At 33.7% G+C, this 18,898-nt stretch carries 19 protein-coding genes and 3 pseudogenes; 16 read left to right on the top strand and 6 right to left on the bottom strand.

Translation table 11 applies throughout. From position 1 onward, the window contains the following. Positions 1 to 28: 28 nt before the first annotated feature. Positions 29 to 1,240, bottom strand: a complete 1,212-nt coding sequence (locus ACYVEC_RS18475) for an MFS transporter (RefSeq protein ID WP_460507668.1) — start codon at positions 1,238 to 1,240, stop codon at positions 29 to 31. A 273-nt stretch (positions 1,241 to 1,513) separates the two neighbouring features. Between ACYVEC_RS18475 and ACYVEC_RS18470 the strand changes: the two genes are divergently transcribed. From ACYVEC_RS18470 to ACYVEC_RS18445, 6 genes are all read left to right on the top strand, one after another. Then, positions 1,514 to 1,942 (top strand): NfeD family protein, encoded by a 429-nt coding sequence (locus tag ACYVEC_RS18470; protein ID WP_063222750.1) that lies wholly within the window; start codon positions 1,514 to 1,516, stop codon positions 1,940 to 1,942. Between the two features lie 2 nt (positions 1,943 to 1,944). After that, a complete protein-coding gene (locus ACYVEC_RS18465) occupies positions 1,945 to 2,913 on the top strand; it encodes an SPFH domain-containing protein (protein ID WP_063222749.1) in 969 nt (322 codons plus the stop codon). Positions 2,914 to 3,085: 172 nt separating this feature from the next. Then, positions 3,086 to 3,676 (top strand): histidine phosphatase family protein, encoded by a 591-nt coding sequence (locus ACYVEC_RS18460; RefSeq protein ID WP_063222748.1) that lies wholly within the window; start codon positions 3,086 to 3,088, stop codon positions 3,674 to 3,676. 6 nt (positions 3,677 to 3,682) lie between these two features. Beyond that, positions 3,683 to 4,459, top strand: a complete 777-nt coding sequence (locus ACYVEC_RS18455; RefSeq protein ID WP_460507663.1) for a Cof-type HAD-IIB family hydrolase — start codon at positions 3,683 to 3,685, stop codon at positions 4,457 to 4,459. Positions 4,460 to 4,608: 149 nt separating this feature from the next. Further along, complete coding sequence (locus ACYVEC_RS18450; protein ID WP_063222746.1) at positions 4,609 to 5,154, top strand: MarR family winged helix-turn-helix transcriptional regulator; 546 nt, start codon at positions 4,609 to 4,611, stop codon at positions 5,152 to 5,154. Positions 5,155 to 5,354: 200 nt separating this feature from the next. Beyond that, positions 5,355 to 6,554 carry an MFS transporter gene (locus tag ACYVEC_RS18445; RefSeq protein WP_063222812.1) on the top strand — a complete coding sequence of 400 codons (1,200 nt, stop codon included), beginning with the start codon at positions 5,355 to 5,357 and terminating at the stop codon, positions 6,552 to 6,554. A gap of 24 nt (positions 6,555 to 6,578) precedes the next feature. On the opposite strand, the gene ACYVEC_RS18440 is transcribed toward ACYVEC_RS18445, so the two are convergent. Further along, positions 6,579 to 7,040, bottom strand: a complete 462-nt coding sequence (locus tag ACYVEC_RS18440) for a DinB family protein (RefSeq protein WP_063222745.1) — start codon at positions 7,038 to 7,040, stop codon at positions 6,579 to 6,581. A 171-nt stretch (positions 7,041 to 7,211) separates the two neighbouring features. Between ACYVEC_RS18440 and alr the strand changes: the two genes are divergently transcribed. Next, a complete protein-coding gene (gene alr / locus ACYVEC_RS18435; RefSeq protein ID WP_063222811.1) occupies positions 7,212 to 8,387 on the top strand; it encodes an alanine racemase in 1,176 nt (391 codons plus the stop codon). A gap of 20 nt (positions 8,388 to 8,407) precedes the next feature. On the opposite strand, the gene ACYVEC_RS18430 is transcribed toward alr, so the two are convergent. The 3 genes and pseudogenes from ACYVEC_RS18430 to ACYVEC_RS18420 all read right to left on the bottom strand — a co-directional run bounded on the left by ACYVEC_RS18430 (position 8,408) and on the right by ACYVEC_RS18420 (position 10,904). Further along, positions 8,408 to 9,121, bottom strand: a complete 714-nt coding sequence (locus tag ACYVEC_RS18430; RefSeq protein ID WP_063222744.1) for a class I SAM-dependent methyltransferase — start codon at positions 9,119 to 9,121, stop codon at positions 8,408 to 8,410. After that, complete coding sequence (locus tag ACYVEC_RS18425; protein WP_063222810.1) at positions 9,114 to 10,001, bottom strand: GNAT family N-acetyltransferase; 888 nt, start codon at positions 9,999 to 10,001, stop codon at positions 9,114 to 9,116. Before ACYVEC_RS18425 ends, ACYVEC_RS18430 begins: the two co-directional genes overlap by 8 nt. 23 nt (positions 10,002 to 10,024) lie before the next feature. After that, positions 10,025 to 10,904 (bottom strand): annotated as a pseudogene (locus ACYVEC_RS18420) (phosphotransferase). A gap of 386 nt (positions 10,905 to 11,290) precedes the next feature. Here ACYVEC_RS18420 and ACYVEC_RS18415 point away from each other — a divergent pair. Together ACYVEC_RS18415 and ACYVEC_RS18410 are read left to right on the top strand one after the other, a co-directional pair. Further along, a complete protein-coding gene (locus ACYVEC_RS18415; RefSeq protein WP_063222742.1) occupies positions 11,291 to 12,499 on the top strand; it encodes a macrolide family glycosyltransferase in 1,209 nt (402 codons plus the stop codon). Between the two features lie 169 nt (positions 12,500 to 12,668). Next, complete coding sequence (locus tag ACYVEC_RS18410; protein ID WP_098555912.1) at positions 12,669 to 13,514, top strand: YitT family protein; 846 nt, start codon at positions 12,669 to 12,671, stop codon at positions 13,512 to 13,514. Between the two features lie 46 nt (positions 13,515 to 13,560). Here the strand turns inward: ACYVEC_RS18410 and pdxR are convergent, their stop codons facing one another. Then, positions 13,561 to 14,961 carry a MocR-like pyridoxine biosynthesis transcription factor PdxR gene (gene pdxR, locus ACYVEC_RS18405; RefSeq protein WP_063222740.1) on the bottom strand — a complete coding sequence of 467 codons (1,401 nt, stop codon included), beginning with the start codon at positions 14,959 to 14,961 and terminating at the stop codon, positions 13,561 to 13,563. Positions 14,962 to 15,091: 130 nt separating this feature from the next. Between pdxR and ACYVEC_RS18400 the strand changes: the two genes are divergently transcribed. The 7 genes and pseudogenes from ACYVEC_RS18400 (at position 15,092) to ACYVEC_RS18370 (ending at position 18,897) form a co-directional block, all read left to right on the top strand. Further along, on the top strand, positions 15,092 to 15,514 hold the full coding sequence (locus tag ACYVEC_RS18400) for a GNAT family N-acetyltransferase (RefSeq protein ID WP_063222739.1): 423 nt from the start codon (positions 15,092 to 15,094) through the stop codon (positions 15,512 to 15,514). 147 nt (positions 15,515 to 15,661) lie between these two features. Beyond that, positions 15,662 to 16,789: a metallophosphoesterase gene (locus ACYVEC_RS18395; RefSeq protein WP_063222738.1), complete on the top strand. Its 1,128-nt coding sequence runs from the start codon at positions 15,662 to 15,664 to the stop codon at positions 16,787 to 16,789. 167 nt (positions 16,790 to 16,956) lie between these two features. Continuing rightward, a complete protein-coding gene (locus tag ACYVEC_RS18390; RefSeq protein WP_063222737.1) occupies positions 16,957 to 17,514 on the top strand; it encodes a GNAT family N-acetyltransferase in 558 nt (185 codons plus the stop codon). Continuing rightward, positions 17,508 to 17,606: pseudogene (locus ACYVEC_RS18385) on the top strand (2'-5' RNA ligase family protein); the annotation flags it as partial. The gene ACYVEC_RS18390 and the pseudogene ACYVEC_RS18385, both read left to right, overlap by 7 nt. After that, a complete protein-coding gene (locus ACYVEC_RS18380; RefSeq protein WP_063222736.1) occupies positions 17,603 to 18,088 on the top strand; it encodes a GNAT family N-acetyltransferase in 486 nt (161 codons plus the stop codon). The pseudogene ACYVEC_RS18385 and the gene ACYVEC_RS18380, both read left to right, overlap by 4 nt. 12 nt (positions 18,089 to 18,100) lie before the next feature. After that, positions 18,101 to 18,472 carry a cupin domain-containing protein gene (locus ACYVEC_RS18375; protein ID WP_063222735.1) on the top strand — a complete coding sequence of 124 codons (372 nt, stop codon included), beginning with the start codon at positions 18,101 to 18,103 and terminating at the stop codon, positions 18,470 to 18,472. Then, a pseudogene (locus ACYVEC_RS18370) lies at positions 18,469 to 18,897 on the top strand (GNAT family N-acetyltransferase). Before ACYVEC_RS18375 ends, ACYVEC_RS18370 begins: the two are co-directional and overlap by 4 nt. Position 18,898: the final 1 nt, after the last annotated feature.

Raw genomic sequence — 18,898 nt, 5'->3', positions numbered from 1 at the left:
TTCTGTCCTTTTTGCTTTATTGATTACATTAAGATATTTTTTGATCTGTCTTATCATATTTTAATAAACTAAAAGATAAACAAGCAGAACATAAAATAAGAAAAGAAGCGATGATATAAATTGTACGAACACCGAACATATCAGTAATAATACCAACACTAAGCATAGAAAGACCAGAAGCTGTTGAAAGAAGTGCGCCATGTGCTGTATACATTCTTGATAATAAAGAAGGAGTGACACTTGATTGTAGAACTGTCGTTTGAGAAATATCTCTAATTTGATAACATGGACCCATTAGAACACATAAAAAAAGCGCAATAAATCCGCTACTTGTCATACCATATAAAAATGTAAGAATACTAAATATAAGAGAGCCTATCGCCATGGAGCGTATTAAATTGTTTTGAATGTATATACTCATTTTCCACGCTAATAGCCCGCCAATTAACGTCCCAACATAATAACTTGTATTAATATATCCCCACCATTCTTCTCCTTTATGAAGGGCAGTCGTTACATAAGCCATCGTAATAGCGCCGATCCATATTGTCCCTGCGAATGTTTCAATTAAGTCCATACATGTAACGGTACGGAGAGCAGGATTTTGAAATAAGAGTTTCCAACCTTCTAATAAAGCGGCGCCTTTTGAAGAAGAAGGCTCTATTACTCGTTCATTATGTATGGAACGTAATGAAAAGTGTAGTGCAACACATCCGAAAATCATCAAAATGTTATTTATCATGAGTGTAGAAGTAGCGCCGATAAGAAGAACAATAACACTTGTAAATGAATAAGCAGCGGCTTGCGCAATTTGTATGGAAAAGGAAAAAATATTATTTACTTTTACTAAATTTTCTTGTGGTGTAAGGCGCGGTAGAATACCGTATAGTAATGGAGCGCTCCAGCCACTACATAATGAAATGAAAAAAATGAAAATTAATAGTGCTACAATGTTTGTGGAAAGGACCGGGAATAATATCATTAATAAAAATAATAGAGCAGTTTTTGACCATTGTAGTGTAAACAGTAATGAATAAGATGGAAATCGATTCATTATAAGTGGTGCAGATGTATTTGCTATAAGATTTGTAATGACTTGTAATAATGGAAAGAGAGCAGTTAATGTAGCGGATTTAGTTGTGATATACATATGAGTTGTAATAATCATTACGTATACGATGTCAGCGAGAGTAATGCATATTTTAGAGCTTAAATAGTATGTTAGGGAACGCTTGTGCAATAAGCACACAACCTTTCTGAGAAAATATTACAATAGTTAGAATAATTATAGTTTGAAAATTAAATTTTTGAAAGAATTTAATTTTTTGTCACTTTTTGAAAGGGGATTTCATGTATAATGAAGAATATATTGATATAGTATTTTAATAATACTCATTATAACAGTGAATATGTACAATAGCTTGTAGTAAGCGCCCACGTATTAGAAAGGGCGGATAAACCATACTTTTCTTCATATACATATAGAAAATGAGAAAGAAAGTGAGGGTTGTATATGGCTGCTTGGGTAATTTGGTTTATAATAGCTGGTATTTTATTTATTGCAGAAATGTTGTCGATTACGTTTTACATGCTTTGGCTTGGAATTGGAGCTGTTGTCGGAGGTCTTATTGCTTTGTTTGTCCCTGAAGCACTATTATTACAAGTTGTTGTTGGTGCGATTGTAAGTTTAACACTGACTTTCTTCACCAAAAGAATTTCAAAAAATTTTCGGGAAGCAAAAGGCTTTACTGATACAGTAGATATGCTTGCAGGTAAAAAAGGGATTGTTATGCAAGCGATTACAAATGAAGTGAATGGTATTGTGAAGGTGGATGGAGGTACTTGGACAGCTGTTGCAGATAATCCAATTGATGCTGGAGAAAAAATCGTTGTTATAAAGAGGCATAGTACTATTTTACAAGTGAAAAGGGAGAGTGAATAAATATGGTAGCATTAACGTTAACGATTATATTTGCACTAATTGTTGTTACATTTATCGCATTAACAATTAAAATTATTCCTCAGCAAAAAGTTGGGGTCGTTGAAAGATTTGGTAAGTTTCAACGTATTATGCAACCAGGATTAAATTTATTAATACCAATTGTGGATCGCGTTCGCGTATATCACGACTTACGTATTCAACAAACGAATGTACCACCGCAAAAGGTGATTACAAAAGATAATGTTCAAGTAGAAATTGATACAATTATTTTCTATCAAATTGTGGAACCAGAACTTGCGACATATGGTATTTCAAACTATGAATATGGTGTTCGTAACATTACTTCTGCAACGATGCGTCAAATTATTGGTAAAATGGAACTGGATGAAACGTTATCTGGTCGTGAAAAAATTTCAACAGAAATTCGCTTAGCGCTTGATGAAGCAACAGAAAAATGGGGCGTTCGTATTGAACGTGTTGAAGTAGTAGATATTAACCCACCAAAAGATGTGCAAGCATCAATGGAAAAACAAATGAAAGCAGAACGTAATAAACGTGCGATTATTTTAGAGGCTGAAGCTGCCAAACAAGATAAAGTCCTTCGTGCTGAAGGGGAAAAGCAAAGTAAAATCTTAATGGCTGAAGGGGATAAAGAAGCACGTATCAGAGAAGCTGAAGGGTTAAAAGAAGCAAAAGAATTAGAAGCGCAAGGGGAAGCAAGAGCGATTGAGGAAATTGCAAAAGCAGAACAAAATCGAATTGAATTACTTCGTGAAGCGAATCTAGATGAGCGTATACTTGCTTACAAATCATTTGAATCATTAGCTGAAGTTGCAAAAGGGCCAGCAAATAAAGTCTTTATTCCATCTAATGCAATTGAAACACTTGGTACTCTCGGGGCAATTGGAGAAATCTTTAAAGAAAAACAGGCGAAGAGATTACCTTCTTCAGATACACCAAAAGAACAATAAGAGTGAAAAAGAGAAATGGGATGCCATTTCTCTTTTTATTGTTTAGCATTGTTTTATTTTATAGATTAAATTTTTCATTCTTATATGAATAGGATTGTTTTTGTTATTTTGAAAAATTTTAATAATATGTTAAAATTTAACCTTAGTTTTGAGGAGATAAGGGGGAATAAACATGCAAATATTACTAATACGCCACGGAGAATCCGAAGCTGATATCTTAAACGTACATGAAGGACGAGCTGACTTTGAATTAACAGAAAAGGGAAGACAGCAAGTGCAAAGGCTTGTACAGAAAGTGAAAACAGATTTTCCGCCAGATTTCATTTGGGCAAGTACATTAAAACGTGCTCGTGAAACTGCTGAAACGTTAGCTGAAGGAATTGGGTGTCCAATTCAATTAGAAGAGGAATTAATGGAGTTTAATAATGGAGTGCAAGCAGGCTTATCATTTGAAGAAGCAAAGAAATATCCAGAGCCAAAGTTTCTTCATGATCGTTTTGAAAACGGGGAATCGTTTATTGAGTTTCGAATGAGAATAGAGGGAATCTTTTCTAAAATCGTGACAGAGAATACATATGACCGAATTGCAATTGTTGCACATGGTGGTGTAATAAATAGTCTATTACGTGCATTTTTCAAAATGCCAATTTCAATGGATTATTACTTTAAAATGGGAGATACGGGAATAAGCTTAATTGAAATTGATGGGGAACAAAAAACGGTACATTTCATTAATGATACGAGTCATTTGGACGGGATGTAAAGACCTATGTACAAAGTAGTGTTTTTTGATGTTGATGGCACTCTTTTAAGCGAAATAGATAGAAGTATGCATGAAAGTACAAAGGAAGCGATACAAAGATTAATAGATAAAGGAATTCATGTAGTTGTTACTACAGGGAGACCATATAGCTTATGTTCGCAATTTAAAGAGCTGGGCATACATACAATTATTTCTGCAAATGGTGCACATATCAAGTGTGGGGAAACAGTTATACATAAATCGGTAATTTCTAGTGAAATAGTTCACGATATCTTGGGTTTTGCTGAATTACATGGTCACGGTGTTTCTTATTTTACTGAAGGTTTTGCAATGAACGGAATAGCTTCAGATAATGAGCGTGTAATACAAGCGCTTAGCGAGACGTTAAATTTAGAGGAGTATCCTGAAAAAAGCAAGGATTTGTCTGAAGAGATCTATTGTTTATGTTTATATGCGGATGAAATAGAATCTCAAAAATTTATTAAAAAATACCCCATGCTTACATTCGACCGTTTTCATGGTTATGTCATAAATGTACTGGAAGATAGTAAAGTATCGAAGCTAACTGCAATTCAAAAAGTATTGGAGCATTTAAACATTTGTGAATCAGAAGCGGTTGCTTTTGGTGACGGTAGAAATGATATTGAGATGTTGCAGTATGTAGGATTAGGGATTGCAATAGGAAATGGCGGAGAAGAGTTAAAAACAAGAGCTGATTTCGTTACAAAGAAGGCAAGTGAAGGTGGTATTGCTTTCGCCTTAAAGGAGTTTCGGATAATTTAAAAATAATAGATAGTCAGTTTGAAAAATCCTGTTTGAATTGCAGGATTTTTTTGTCTAACAATATTCTTGCAATAAAAGGAAAAATGTGAGTATAATGAAAAAGTAGTTAGGTAAGCTAATTAATTAAAAGGAAAGGAGAGTGAAGATGAATGGGTTCAAGAAAAGATTCTCTTCCTTTAGGGATTGAGCCATATGCAGAGCTAATAAAAAAGACAGCATCAGCGGATACGGATCCAATTGCAGCAAAACTTGGTTTGTTAATGTTATGGACGTCTGATAATGTTCTGGATGCTGTTGACGTAGATTTAGCTCCGCTTGGTATTTCAGAAAGTAAATTAGATTTTTTACTATTGTTTATTTTGCGTGAAATGGAATCAAATGGGGAGGAAGTGAACATGAGTCCTTCGGATATTGCGAGTCGATTAGGGATAACACGTGCTTCTGTCACTGGCTTATTAGATTGGATGGAGAAACGAGAGTTAATCGTAAGATTCCATCATTCTGAAGATCGAAGAAGATTAAAAGTGAAAATTACTCCGAAAGGAAAAGAACTAGTTACGCAATCTTTACCAACTTTTTGGTTATCTTGCGCTTCGTTAGTTGACGACTTTAATCAAGAAGAGTGTCAAGTTTTAGAGAAGTTATTAAATAAAATGCAAGTAACTATGCAGGTGAAATTAGGAGAAGGTAGATAAATAAGTTGATTATGAGGGTCAACTTATTTATTTGGGAATATAATTAGCTTAACTTATTATAAGTTAAGCTAACTTTAATTGTAAGTCATAATTTTTCAATGTAATAAAATAAATAACAGTTAAAGAAATACTATTTTAAGTGCTTTAGATTAGAGGTTTTAAATTAACAAAACAAATCGTATTAAGGGAGAGATATTATGATGGAAATAGGAAAGGAAATAAATAGTGAAAAGAATTACACAATAATGACGGTTGTATTATGTTGGTCGGGTATGGTAGTTATGTCTAGTTTATATGTAACAATCCCTTTAATTGCTCTATTTTCAGACCTTTTTAATATTTCACTAGCACAATCTGCAGCTACAGGTAGTATATTTTCTGTTGGCTTTGCTATAGGGTGTTTGTTATTTGGGGCAATCTCTGATAAATACGGGCGAAAAAAAGTGATCTTTATTGGGTTACTTGCTCTGTCGATCATTTCTTTTTCCTTAGGGTTTGTAGATAGTATATTTTGGCTTGTTATTCTTAGAGGATTACAAGGGATAGCGGCAGCTACGTTTTCTCCAGTAGCATTAGCCTACGTTGTAGAAATGTTTCCAGTAGAAAAAAAGGTTACAACAATAGGATTTGTTAGTACCGGTTTTTTAGTAGCTGGAATTGTAGGTCAGGTTATAAGTACGGTTGTGAGTCAACATTTTGGATGGCATATGGTATTCTTTCTTCTTAGCATTGTCTATATGATTACTGCTGTATGGGTTCAGTATTCTCTTCCAAAAGGGGCGACATCTCAATCTTATACTGATATTTTAGGACCGATTAAACAGATGGGTAAAGTATTTACACATAAAAGCTTAGTATTGAGCTATATGATAGCTTTTGTTTTATTAATGGCTTTTGTTAATATTTATACTGTTTTAGGGAATTATTTGAGCTCTCCTATTTACAATTTAAATGCAGAACAAATCCTTTATTTTCGCTTAGCGGGGCTATTTGGTATGATGCTGTCACCGATTGCGGGTCGTTTAACAAAGAGGTTCGAAGTAAGGAAAGTTCTCCAAGGTGGATTGTTGGTCGCTATTTTTAATCTAAGTGCAATGGGCTTTGTTTCATACTTACCTCTACTTGTCATAATGAGTGTCTGTTTTGTAATAGGTATTGCTATATCAGTTCCGTCTTTAGTTGCTCTTGTCGGCCAATTAGGAGGGAAAGCAAGGGGAATAGCAGTTTCCATTTATACTTTTATTTTATTTTTAGGTACTAGTATCGGACCCCTCATTTCTATTTATCTTATGAAAATAGGAAGTTATGCTCAAACGTTTATTTTATTAGGAATGATACTTTTTATTGGTTTTATAGCTTCTCTATTTATAAATAATGAACATGTATTTGATGATATGTAGATTGGATAATGAATGAGTGGAAAATCACTCAAATAAAGGAATGCGTGGGTCTTTCATATGCTCACATAGTAAAATATGAACTTGTCCACGATGATGATAAAAATGCGAGAGAATTTCAAGTAACCATTCAAATCGAGAATAAGAAACACCCCAATAGGCAGTCATAACTTCTGCTAATTCTTCTTGGGAATAGGAAAGAAATGTTTTAGAGAGAAGATTGTATCCTTCAATCATTATTTGTTGCATATAGGCAATTGTTTCTGGTGTATGTTCTAAATAAAAGATACGTAACTCTTTTTCCGTACTGCCATTTAAAATGAGTAGATCTGCATGGCAAATAAGAGAAAGATGTGCACACATTTCAAATAATGATCGCTTCGAGTGAATTGGTTGAATTTTTAATTCGTCTACTTTATATTGGTTAAGCATTTGAATAGAAGTATCAACAGCAACTTGTAGTTGGTGTAATGCAGATTGAACAAACATTGTAATTCTCCTCATCTCCGTATATAATAGTTTCTTAAGGGTATTATATCATACTCAAAATTCCGAAAATTCTAGTAGTTTGACTAGCATATTGAAAAGTATTATATTGTAAAAGGTCATATGAAACGTGAAATAGAATGGAATGCAATTATTGAGTTAGGAGTTAGACCAATGAGTTTGAAATATGGAAGAGATACAATTGTTGAAGTTGACTTAAATGCAGTAAAACATAATGTAAAAGAATTTAAAAAACGTGTGAATGATGAAAATATTGCAATGATGGCTGCTGTAAAAGCGAATGGGTATGGTCATGGGGCAGTTGAAGTTGCGAAAGCTGCTATTGAAGTAGGAATAAATCAGCTTGCAGTTGCGTTTGTAGATGAAGCGATAGAGTTAAGAGAAGCAGGAATTAACGTGCCGATTTTAATTTTAGGCTATACGTCAGTAGCAGCTGCGGAAGAAGCAATTCAATATGACGTTATGATGACTGTTTATAGAAGTGAAGATTTACAAGGTATAAATGAAATCGCACACCGTCTTCAAAAGAAAGCGCAAATTCAGATGAAAATTGATACAGGAATGAGTCGTATCGGTTTACAAGAAGAAGAGGTTATACCATTTTTAGAAGAATTAAACCGTATGGAGTATATAGAGATAGTGGGAATGTTTACACATTACTCTACGGCAGATGAAATCGATAAATCATATACGAATATGCAAACAAGTTTATTTGAAAAAGCTGTTAATGCAGCAAAAGAATTAGGAATTCATATCCCATATATTCATAGTTCAAATAGTGCAGGCTCAATGGAACTTAGCAATACATTTCAAAATATGGTTCGTGTAGGTATTGGAATTTATGGAATGTATCCTTCAAAAGAGGTAGATCATTCAGTTGTTTCTTTACAGCCTGCGTTGTCGTTAAAATCAAAAGTAGCTCATATTAAACATGCGAAGAAGAATCGCGGTGTAAGTTATGGGAATACGTATGTAACGACTGGTGAAGAATGGATTGCAACTGTACCGATTGGTTATGCTGATGGTTATAATCGTCAGTTATCTAATAAAGGGCATGCATTAATAAATGGAGTTCGAGTACCTGTTATTGGCCGTGTTTGTATGGATCAGCTCATGTTAGACGTTTCAAAAGCAATGCCAGTGCAAGTGGGAGACGAAGTAGTATTCTACGGTAAACAAGGCGAAGAAAACATCGCAGTAGAAGAAATAGCGGATATGTTAGGTACAATTAACTATGAAGTTACATGTATGTTAGACAGAAGAATTCCACGTGTGTATAAAGAAAATAATGAAGCGACTGCTATTGTAAATATACTAAGAAAAAACTGAATCGTTATGATTCAGTTTTTTTATTTTTGACAAATGAAAAATGCTCTATTTGTACCATGTGATTGAATGTTCTTAAAACCTACGGATTCCAATGAAGAAATTATTTCTTCATTGGAATAACAAGCTTCCTCAAAAGAAAAGTCACTTCTTGCCCAATTATTCTCTATGTCATGCTGAAATAGTATAAAGTTCATGTCTGCTTTTTTATTTTCATTATCATATGTAGAATCAATTGTACAAACATATTCGTCTGCTGAAATGTGAAACGAAGCAATCCAATTTTCAAGAAAACCTTTCTCCATATTCATATCAAATACGAATGTACCTTCGCTATGTAATACGGAGTAAACATTACGAAAAACATTTTTTAATTCATCTAATTTTAAAATATGGTTTAAGCTATCGCCAGTAGAGATAACATAGTGAAATTGCTCATTTATATTGAAATAACGAGCATCATCGATGATAAAGTTTGCGTCTGGCGCGTTTTGACGTGCGTATTCAATCATTTGAGCAGAACCATCTATACCAGTTACTACAAAATTATTATCCATTAATTTCTTAGTAAGGTGACCAGTCCCGCAGCAAAGGTCTAAAATATGAGAATGTGGTGGTGCATATTGTAAAACGAGTTTTTCTAAAAGTAGATAGGCGTGTTCAGCATAATGCCCCCAATGCTTATTATAGATGTCTGCAAAAATGTCATAATCAGAATAAATTACTTTTTTAGACATATGTATTCACCTCGAAATTCATTACATTATAATAGTCATGCTTCGTTTTAATTTCAAAACCACATTGTGTATATAATTTTAAAGCATGGTTGTTTTTCGTTTCGACGTCTAATTCAATTGTTGAAATGTCTTCTGTAATAAGGGTATGTACCATATAACTAAGAATATCTTTGCCGTATCCCTTGCCTTGATAAGAAGGATGAACGGCGAATCCTGATAGTGTAGTAGATTGCTCTTGCTCAGAAACTGTAATCGTTCCTATCACTTTTTCATCGATAAGAGCACTATAAACTTGATGGGAAGATGAATTCATCATCTTTTGTAACCATGTAGTGGTATTTTCTACTGAATCTCCAAACGCTTTACTGGAAATTTCGATGAGATCAAGAATTGATTCTGAAGATGCAAGAGTAAGCTGTATAGTATTCTTCGTTGTTTCTTGAACTTCTTTTGCTTTGAACTCCATACTATATTCACTATATAAATAAGGTAACTTCATATGTTTTGCAAAGTCTTTCCCAGAAACAGAATCCCCATTCATAATAAGAAGAGCTTCATCTGCCTCTCTTAATCGTATTTCTTTCATTGCGGTTTGTAAAAGAGTAGTGCCTATATGTTGTTTCCTATAATTCGGATGAACAAACCCTATTAACTCGAGTTTTGTCGGTCTTTCAAAGTCATACATACTTAATGCACTGACTAATTTGGTATCGTCATAAAATAGAAAATCATTTATCTCTTCTTTATTACGAGCAGTTAAAAAGTTTACATGTAAATCTGACGAGTAATCAATTTGATCGTGTTGCCCGCAAATATGGGCTAAGTCTTTCATTTGCTGAATTTCGTTTGCTGTTAAAGATTTCTTTCGTTCAATATTCATTTCATAATCCCTCACATTCGTATTTAAAAATAGGATGGATGGACTTAACCATTTTTCTAATTCCACACTTCCTTGAATAGATAACAGTCGGTACAAATAACGGTAAGGCTGTCTACACTTTTCAAGTTGAGGAATAGGCATAATTGTTTCGTAACCACTTTTAAAGGCATGAGCTTCTTTTTCAGTAAGTACATATTCTAGTCCGATAAAATCAAACTCTCGAGGAGCAACTGCGTAAGCTTCTGTATCTACTAAACCTGTAATAGTTGAACCATCTGATAAAAACTGAGTAGGGTCCATATCGATTAAAACGAGCGTAGATTTCTTCGGTGCTGGTAAGGAAGAGAGTTGTAACTCAAAAATAGGGAATGCGTTACGGAGGCTCACGTTATCTGAATAAAACCTATTTACAAGGTCTTTACTGACATTTAATATGTGAGTCTTAAATTTTTCTAGTGGAATGTGGAAAGTACTTGATGGATTTCCTATAAACTCTGCTTGAAACGAATGAATTTCTGCTAGTCCTTTTCCAAGACTGAATAAAATTGAATCAGGTTGTCCGAGAAAGGATTGCAGCGTACTTCCTGTTAATTTTTCGACAATAACATACTTTCGTCCATTTAAAACGTGTTTTTGCAAAATAGTCGGGATGGGCAAGTTAGTATGCTTTTTCAATAATGTGTGTATTGTTTCTAATTGATGTACGTTCCTTGGATCAATTCCAAAAAGGTTTTTGCATCCCCACCAAAAATCATTATTTGGCTCTTCATTTATTTTAGAAGAACGAACAATAACTTCTTCAACTGCTGTTTTAACAAGAAACACATCGCTTGCATGGTCTTCATAACCTGGGTGTAAAGTTTGAACAGATAAAATAGGTGAAGTAAATAGTTGTTGTAGCATGAAGTTGCTCCTTTTTCTGTAAATTCTATAAATTTATTATATAACAGAATATGTGCCACGTGGATAGTGATAGGGGAAAATGTAGAACCTGCATAAATGTATAGTAAAAATCAGCATGAAAATTATATTTTTCTAGTTTTGTATGAATTATCAAAATAATATTTCTGATGATAAACCTGTAAAAATGACTGGATGTAAATCTCGTATTTTTCAGTAAATGAAGAGTTAAGCGTACTTTTATGAGAGTTATAATGTAGGTTTTGAAAAATATTTCTCAATAATAAAATGAAGAGAAAAATATGAAAAAGTAGAATAGATTCTTTTATAATAGTTTTAAATTAATTAACATAATTAATTATTAATTATGTTAGATAGGAGAGAATGTTATGGCAAATGTACTCGTAATAAATTTCCCTGGAGAAGGTCATATTAATCCGACTATAGCTATTGTTAGTGAGTTAATTCAGCGAGGGGAAACAGTTGTTTCGTATTGTATTGAAGATTATAGAAAGAAGATTGAAGCAACAGGTGCAGAATTCCGAGTGTTTGAGAATTTTCTCTCTCAAATTAATATTATGGAACGAGTAAATGAAGGTGGGAGTCCTTTGGTGATGTTATCTCATATGATTGAAGCATCAGAGCGTATTGTGACTCAAATTGTAGAAGAAACAAAAGGGGAAAAATACGATTACTTGATATACGATAATCATTTTCCAGTAGGACGTATTATAGCGAATGTTTTACAATTACCTAGTGTTTCTTCTTGTACAACGTTTGCTTTTAATCAGTACATTACTTTTAACGATGAACAAGAATCGAGGCAAGTAGATGTAACGAATCCGTTATATCAATCTTGTTTAGCTGGAATGGAAAAATGGAATAGGAAGTATGGAATGAAATGTAATAGTATGTACGATATTATGAATCATCCTGGTGATATTACCATTGTATACACTTCAAAGGAATATCAACCAAGTTCAGATGTATTCGATAAATCGTATAAGTTTGTCGGTCCATCAATTGCTACTCGAAAAGAAGTAGGTAGCTTTCCTATGGAAGATTTAAAAGATGAAAAAGTGATTTTCATTTCTATGGGTACAGTTTTTAATGAACAACCTGAGCTATATGAAAAATGTTTTGAAGCGTTTAAAGATGTAGAAGCGACAGTCGTATTAGTTGTTGGTAAGAAGATAAATATAAGTCAATTTGAAAACATTCCGAATAACTTTAAGTTGTATAATTATGTGCCACAATTAGAAGTATTACAGCATGCTGATGTATTCGTGACACATGGTGGTATGAATAGTTCGAGTGAAGCACTATATTACGGTGTCCCGTTAGTTGTAATTCCGGTAACAGGAGATCAGCCTTTAGTTGCGAAACGAGTGAATGAAGTAGGGGCTGGAATAAGGCTTAATCGCAAAGAATTAACTTCTGAATTGTTACGTGAGTCTGTAAAGAAAGTGATAGATGATGTAACGTTTAAGGAAAATAGTCGTAAAGTTGGAGAGTCACTTCGAAATGCTGGTGGGTATAATAGGGCAGTTGATGAAATATTTAAAATGAAAATGAATTCCTACTTAAAACTTAAATAAATGTTTGGAGCACACTTACTGTAATATGTAAGTGTGTTTCTATAAATAAATTACATAAAAAATCACTGTAAAGGTGAAACTTTTGTGTATATAAACTGATATCTTTGAATTAGTAGTAAAATTACGTTAAAATAATACTAAGAAAATATATAAGTTTTGGGGGTAATGAATGAAGAGAGTATTTGAATACATATTATTAACAATTGGCTCAATTATTGTAGCGGGTTCATTAGAACTTATTTTAGCGCCTAATGGATTAGTAGATGGCGGGGTAACGGCCATTGCTATTATGGCGAATAAAGTTGCCGGATTGCCGCTTTATGGAGTGTTCTTAGGAATTAATATCCCGATTTTATTATTTACTGCAAAAGTAATGGGAAAGAAGTTCTTTATCCGTACATCCTATGCAAATGTTGTTACAACACTCGGATTAATCTATTTAAAACCATTTCCAGCAATTACAACTTCTGAATTGTTAATTGTTCTTTATGGAGGAGTCCTATTTGGTGTTGGTGTAGGGATTGTAGTAAAAATGGGCGGAGCAATTGATGGATCAGAAATGTTAGCTGTTTGGATGAATAAACATTTTAAAGTGCCGATTAGTACATTTTTACTTGCAGTAAATGCGGTTATTTTCATCTTTGTTGCCATTTTGTTTTCAATTGAACAAGCGATGTTCTCATTAGCAATTTTCTACATTGTTACGAAGATGATTGATTTCATATTAGATGGTATTAATCAAGGAAAGAGCGTTATGATTATTTCTGGTAAAAATAAAGAAATAGGCGATCTACTTATGAAAGAATTGCAATTATCCGTTACGTATCTACATGGAGAAGGTGGTTTTTTAGGAGAACATAAGAGAATCATTTATTGTATTACAAACCGTTTCATTTATCCGAAAATGAAAGATCTCGTTCTCTCTGTAGATCCAACTGCTATAATTGAAGCATCCTATTCAACAGAAACAACTGGTGTCAAACGTCCGGGAAGGGCAATGAGATCAGAAAAATAGTGAATGAAAATAGCTCCACGTAAGTATAACTTGCGTGGAGCTATTCTTATTTAGGAAACCAGACTTTTTTCAGTAATTTGACAACAGTTTCGATACAATCCTCTGGAATACTACCAAAACCGAGTAATACATACGACTCCTCCTGTACATTATGAACAGAATCATATGTGGAGAGAGGGTATAACTTAATACGTTGTTTTGCAGCTGTATGAATAAGTTCTTGTTCGTTCATCCCATTATGAACGTGAAGTACAATATGAAGTCCGGATTGTTCACCGAGTATATGAACGTTATTCCCCATTTCGTTTGTAATAGATTTAATTAAAGACATGTGTTTTCTTTTATATAACGTACGACTTCGGTTAATATGACGTTCCCAATCACCATCTTGAATAAAGGTTGCGAAGGTAAGTTGTTGCAGCGTAGAAACGGTTTGTTTAAACATACCACCAAGTTCTTTATAGGCTCTTAAAAGATGAGGTGGTAAAACGATATATCCCATTCGTAAAGAAGGTAAAAAAGATTTCGAGAAAGTTCCCATATAAATAACACGTTCATTTGAATCTAGTCCTTGTAAAGAAGGAATAGGTTTTCCTATATAGCGGAATTCCCCATCGTAATCATCTTCAATAATATACCCCTTACAATCATTCGCCCATTTTAATAACTCGAGTCTTCTAGATAAAGGCATAATGATTCCAAGTGGAAATTGGTGAGATGGAGTGACATATGCCACATTGGAACCCGACTCACGTAAAGCAGAAATATGAATCCCTTTATCATCTAAAGGGATCGGGTGAACAGGAAAGCCAGAACTTTGAATCATAGCAGGTATACGGTGAAATCCAGGATTTTCGATTCCGTATTCTTTTTTTTGACCAAGTAGTTGAAGTAGTAGCCAAAGAAGAGGCTGCGTACCTGCTCCGATAATAATTTGATCAGGTGAAGAATGTACCCCGCGAGCATGATATAAATACTTTGAAATATGTTCTCGTAGAATGAGCTCACCTTGAGGATCTTCTTTAGCAAATAATTCATTTTCATACTGAAATAAAGTTTCATGTAATGCTCTTTTCCAGTTTGTTATCGGAAAAGCTTTTTGATCAATAAGTCCTTGACTACAATCATAATCATATTGTTCGCTTTCTTTATTATTAGCAATGTTTGACGCAATTTGCTGTTTCTTTTGAATTACCTCAATATCAACTTCTGCAACGAAAATCCCACGTTTCGGTTTGCTTTCTACATACCCTTCAGCTAGTAATTGTTGATAAGCAGATTCAACAGTAATACGGCTCACATTAAGTTGCGTAGCTAAATTTCTATGAGAAGGAAGGCGTGTACCAGTACGTAGTGATCCTTGAGAGATTTCTCGTTTTATATATTCGTAAATTTGTAAGTAAATAGGTGTTTTACTTTGTAATTGTAATGGAATAGTAAGATCCATTTGTAGTCGCTCCTTTTTATACTGGTCTTATAAAAAAGAATAAAACTGTCACTTAAGTTAAGGGCAGTTGCTATTTATAATGATGATATAACATTTAGAAAATTTTATAAATAGTAAGGAGAGAATTATAATGAATATTAAAGCAGTAGTAACAGAAGCGGATTTACATGATGTATTTCCTGTATTACAGCAATTACGAACGAAACTTTCAAGAGAAGAAGCAAGTTCTTTATTTCAAAAAATGAAAGAAGAAAATTATAAACTATTTTCGCTACGTAATGAAGATGAAGAAGTTGTTAGTCTAGCTGGTGTAGCGATTTGTACGAATTTTTATAATGAGAAACATGTTTTTGTGTATGACCTTGTAACCGCGGAAGCTCACAGATCAAAAGGGTATGGTAATGTTCTGCTGTCATATGTAGAAAAGTGGGGGAAAGAAAAAGGTTGTAGTTCTATCGTACTTACATCTGCGTTTTCAAGAATTGATGCACATCGTTTTTATGAAAGAGAGGGCTTTGATAAGGTAAGCTATTCTTTTTATAAAGAGTTATGATACTGAGTAGGTTCCGTGTATAAAAATATGTGGAACCTATTTTCTTTTCCAGATTTGAGCTAGGGACAGGTCTAGTAATATAATTTGTCGAATATTAGAAATTAACAAGGGAATATTGAATTTAGAGAATGTTAGGAGCGTTTATATTTGGAAAAAATAAAGAAATTATCCATACCAAATGATGTAAGAGTCATCATTATTTCTGATATTCATGGAGAATTAGATCTTTTTAAGGAATTACTACATAAAGTTAATTTTAAAGATGAAGATTATTTAATTATTAATGGTGATCTTTGTGAGAAGGGAAGAAATAGTATTGGTGTCGTAAACTATGTGATGGATCTAGTAGTTAGCAAGCCGAATGTTTATGTAATTGAAGGGAATTGTGAGGTTGAAGTTGAAGCGCTTGTAAATGAAAATCCTGCATTAATAAATTATTTGTGTACGAGAAAGAATACAATTTGTAATGAATGGCTAGCGAAATCGAATGTTACCGTTAATGAAGAAAGTGATATTCTTGAAGTGAAAACAAAATTAATGAGCCATTTTTCAAAAGAAATAAAGTGGCTAACAGAATTACCGACAGCGATTGAAACGGAAGATTATATTTTTGTACATGCCGGTCTTGAAGATAGAGCGGATTGGAAAGAAACAGAACGAAAAAATGCGATAGCAATGCCGGAGTTTTTTAATCAATCACATAGAGCAAATAAGTATGTAGTTGTCGGGCATTGGCCTGTTGTAAACTACTCTGTTGAAGCTCCATCTAACAATCCAGTTATTGATAAGAAGAAAAAGATTATAGCAATTGACGGCGGAAATGCGATTAAAGAGGCGGGGCAATTAAACGCGTTTATTATTCAGAGGAAACCAACAGGTGATACGTTTTCTTATACATATGTAGACTTTTTTCCAGAGTATGAAGTGATAGCAGATTTTCATGCGAATTCAGAAATGCAGGGCGGGGTTACCTATCCTTATTATTACATAGAGCCGGTGGAGAAGGTGCAAGATTATACAATATGTAAGCAAAAGGAAACGAATACATTACTCTCTGTGAAAGATGAATACATTAGGCAACTTGATTCAGGTGAATATACAGTGAAAACCGATATTTCTTGTGCGCAAATAAGCGTAAGAAAAGGTGACATTATTTCTCTCATTGATGGAAGCTGTTCAGGATATGATTTAATTAAAAAAGATGGAGTAGAGGGTTGGATAGAGAAAGGGATTTTAGTTGAGATAGGAAAGACGAAAAAGAAAATATTTAGCTGAAATAGGAGGGATGTAACCTCCTATTTTTTATTAACTAAGTAATGGTGACGTACCTTAATTGATACCTTATAACAAAATTATACAATATAATAAATGATATTGGTTTTGATTTTTCTGAAAAAATATTATAATTATATATGAAATAAAGAGGATTGTAGGAGGGAATTATGCAAAACGTAATATTAAAAGGGGATAAAGTTACAATTCGTACAATTGAAGAATCAGATATAAAACCATTATGGAATCTCGTATTTAAAGAAGAAAATCCAGAATGGAAAAAATGGGACGCACCTTATTTTCCATTTTCGATGCAAGAATATCTGTCTTATAAAGAGAAGATGCAAACCCGTTTAAAAGAAGAACCTCTATCCAATTTGATCATAGAAAATAACGGTCAAATTATAGGGACGGTCGGATTTTATTGGGAGCATAAACCGACGCGTTGGTTGGAGATGGGAATTGTTATTTATAATCCAACTTACTGGAATGGTGGCTACGGTACAGAAGCGTTAACGTTATATCGAGATTTACTATTTGAAAAGATGGAGATTGGTAGAGTAGGGCTCACGACTTGGTCTGGTAATGAACGAATGATGAAAGTGGCTGAGAAAATAGGAATGACCTTAGAAGGTAGAATGCGCAAATGCCGTTATTATAACGGAACGTACTATGATTCTATTCGAATGGGAATAATTCGTGAAGAATGGGAAGCGCTTAGAAATTAAAATTAATTAAGGTGAATTATGAAAATGATTCTGTCATTTTTTCTAGTATATTAGCAGAATATAATTTAAAGAGAATGGAGACAACGAGATGACATATGTAATTAGAGAAATGAAGCAAGAAGATATTCATGCTGTACAATTAGTAGCGAAAATAGCTTGGCATGATACATACGAAGGCATTATTCCGAGAAAGATTCAAGACAGCTTTTTAGACGAGGCATATTCTGATGAAAAAATGAAATATCGTCTTGAAAATACTCATTTATTCGTTGCGGAAGAAGAGGGAGAAGTAATTGGCTTTGCGAATTTCTCACCTGTTAGACTACAAAACGAAGCGGAATTAGGAGCAATTTATTTGTTGCCAGATCAGCAAGGGAAAGGGATAGGAAGTGCTTTATTACAAAAAGGGCTAACGGTATTAAAAGGAATTCGGAAACTATACATTCATGTAGAAGCAGCGAATGAAAAAGGAAAACGTTTTTATGAAGCGAAAGGTTTTGCACAATTAGAGGAATTTGAAGAAGATTTTGAAGGACATATGATGCAGACAGTAAGGATGGTTTTATACGTATAAGGAGGACCAGTAATGGAAATTTTTGATTGTAGTGAAGAAGTGGGAAGGCAAATCACAACATTTCAATCTAATTTCATAATATCAAAAATATTAAATCATCAAGGGAATATACATATCGGTGCTATGCATTTAAGAGAGAATGGAATAATTGGATATCATGAAGCAGTTGTATCGCAACTGCTTCTTATTGTGGACGGCGAAGGGTATGTATGTGGGGCAAATAAAGAAAAAGTGAAGGTGGAAGCGGGACAAGCTGTGTTTTGGGAGAAGGGGGAGCTTCATGAGACAAGTACAGAATATGGATTAATGGCAATTGTTATGGAAGCGGAGGATCTTGAACGAGCGATATTAATGCCTATTAAAGAGGAGAGTTGTGAAAAATGATAGAAAAGGCAAATCGGGAAGAAACGGACGGAATAATACAATATGCAGCTCAATCGCTTTTTGAAGGTACGAGTGGAAATTGTCAGTTAAGTACAGAGAAAGCAATTGAAATTACAAGGCCGATTGTAGAAAAGGGAGCTTATTATTTAATCGTTAAAGAAGAGAACAGTGTAATGGGATGGATATTAATAGGGGGAAATACGGACTATTTTTCTCATGAAAAACTAGGGTTTATATAAGAATTGTATGTTTTTCCAGAGTACCGCGGGAAAGGATTGTCAAGAAAGTTAATGGAGGCTGGTATTAAGGAATTACAAAAGAATTATTCAGAAATTCGTTTGAATGTATTTGCTGGAAATTTTGCAAAAGAGATGTACGAAGAATTTGGTTTTGTCGAAAGACAGGTAATTATGACTTTGAAGTGAG

The organism is Bacillus sp. MN7755, from assembly GCF_054771475.1.
The sequence above is the reverse complement of the archived record's forward strand: the minus strand, read 5'-3'. Positions and strand labels throughout refer to the sequence as shown.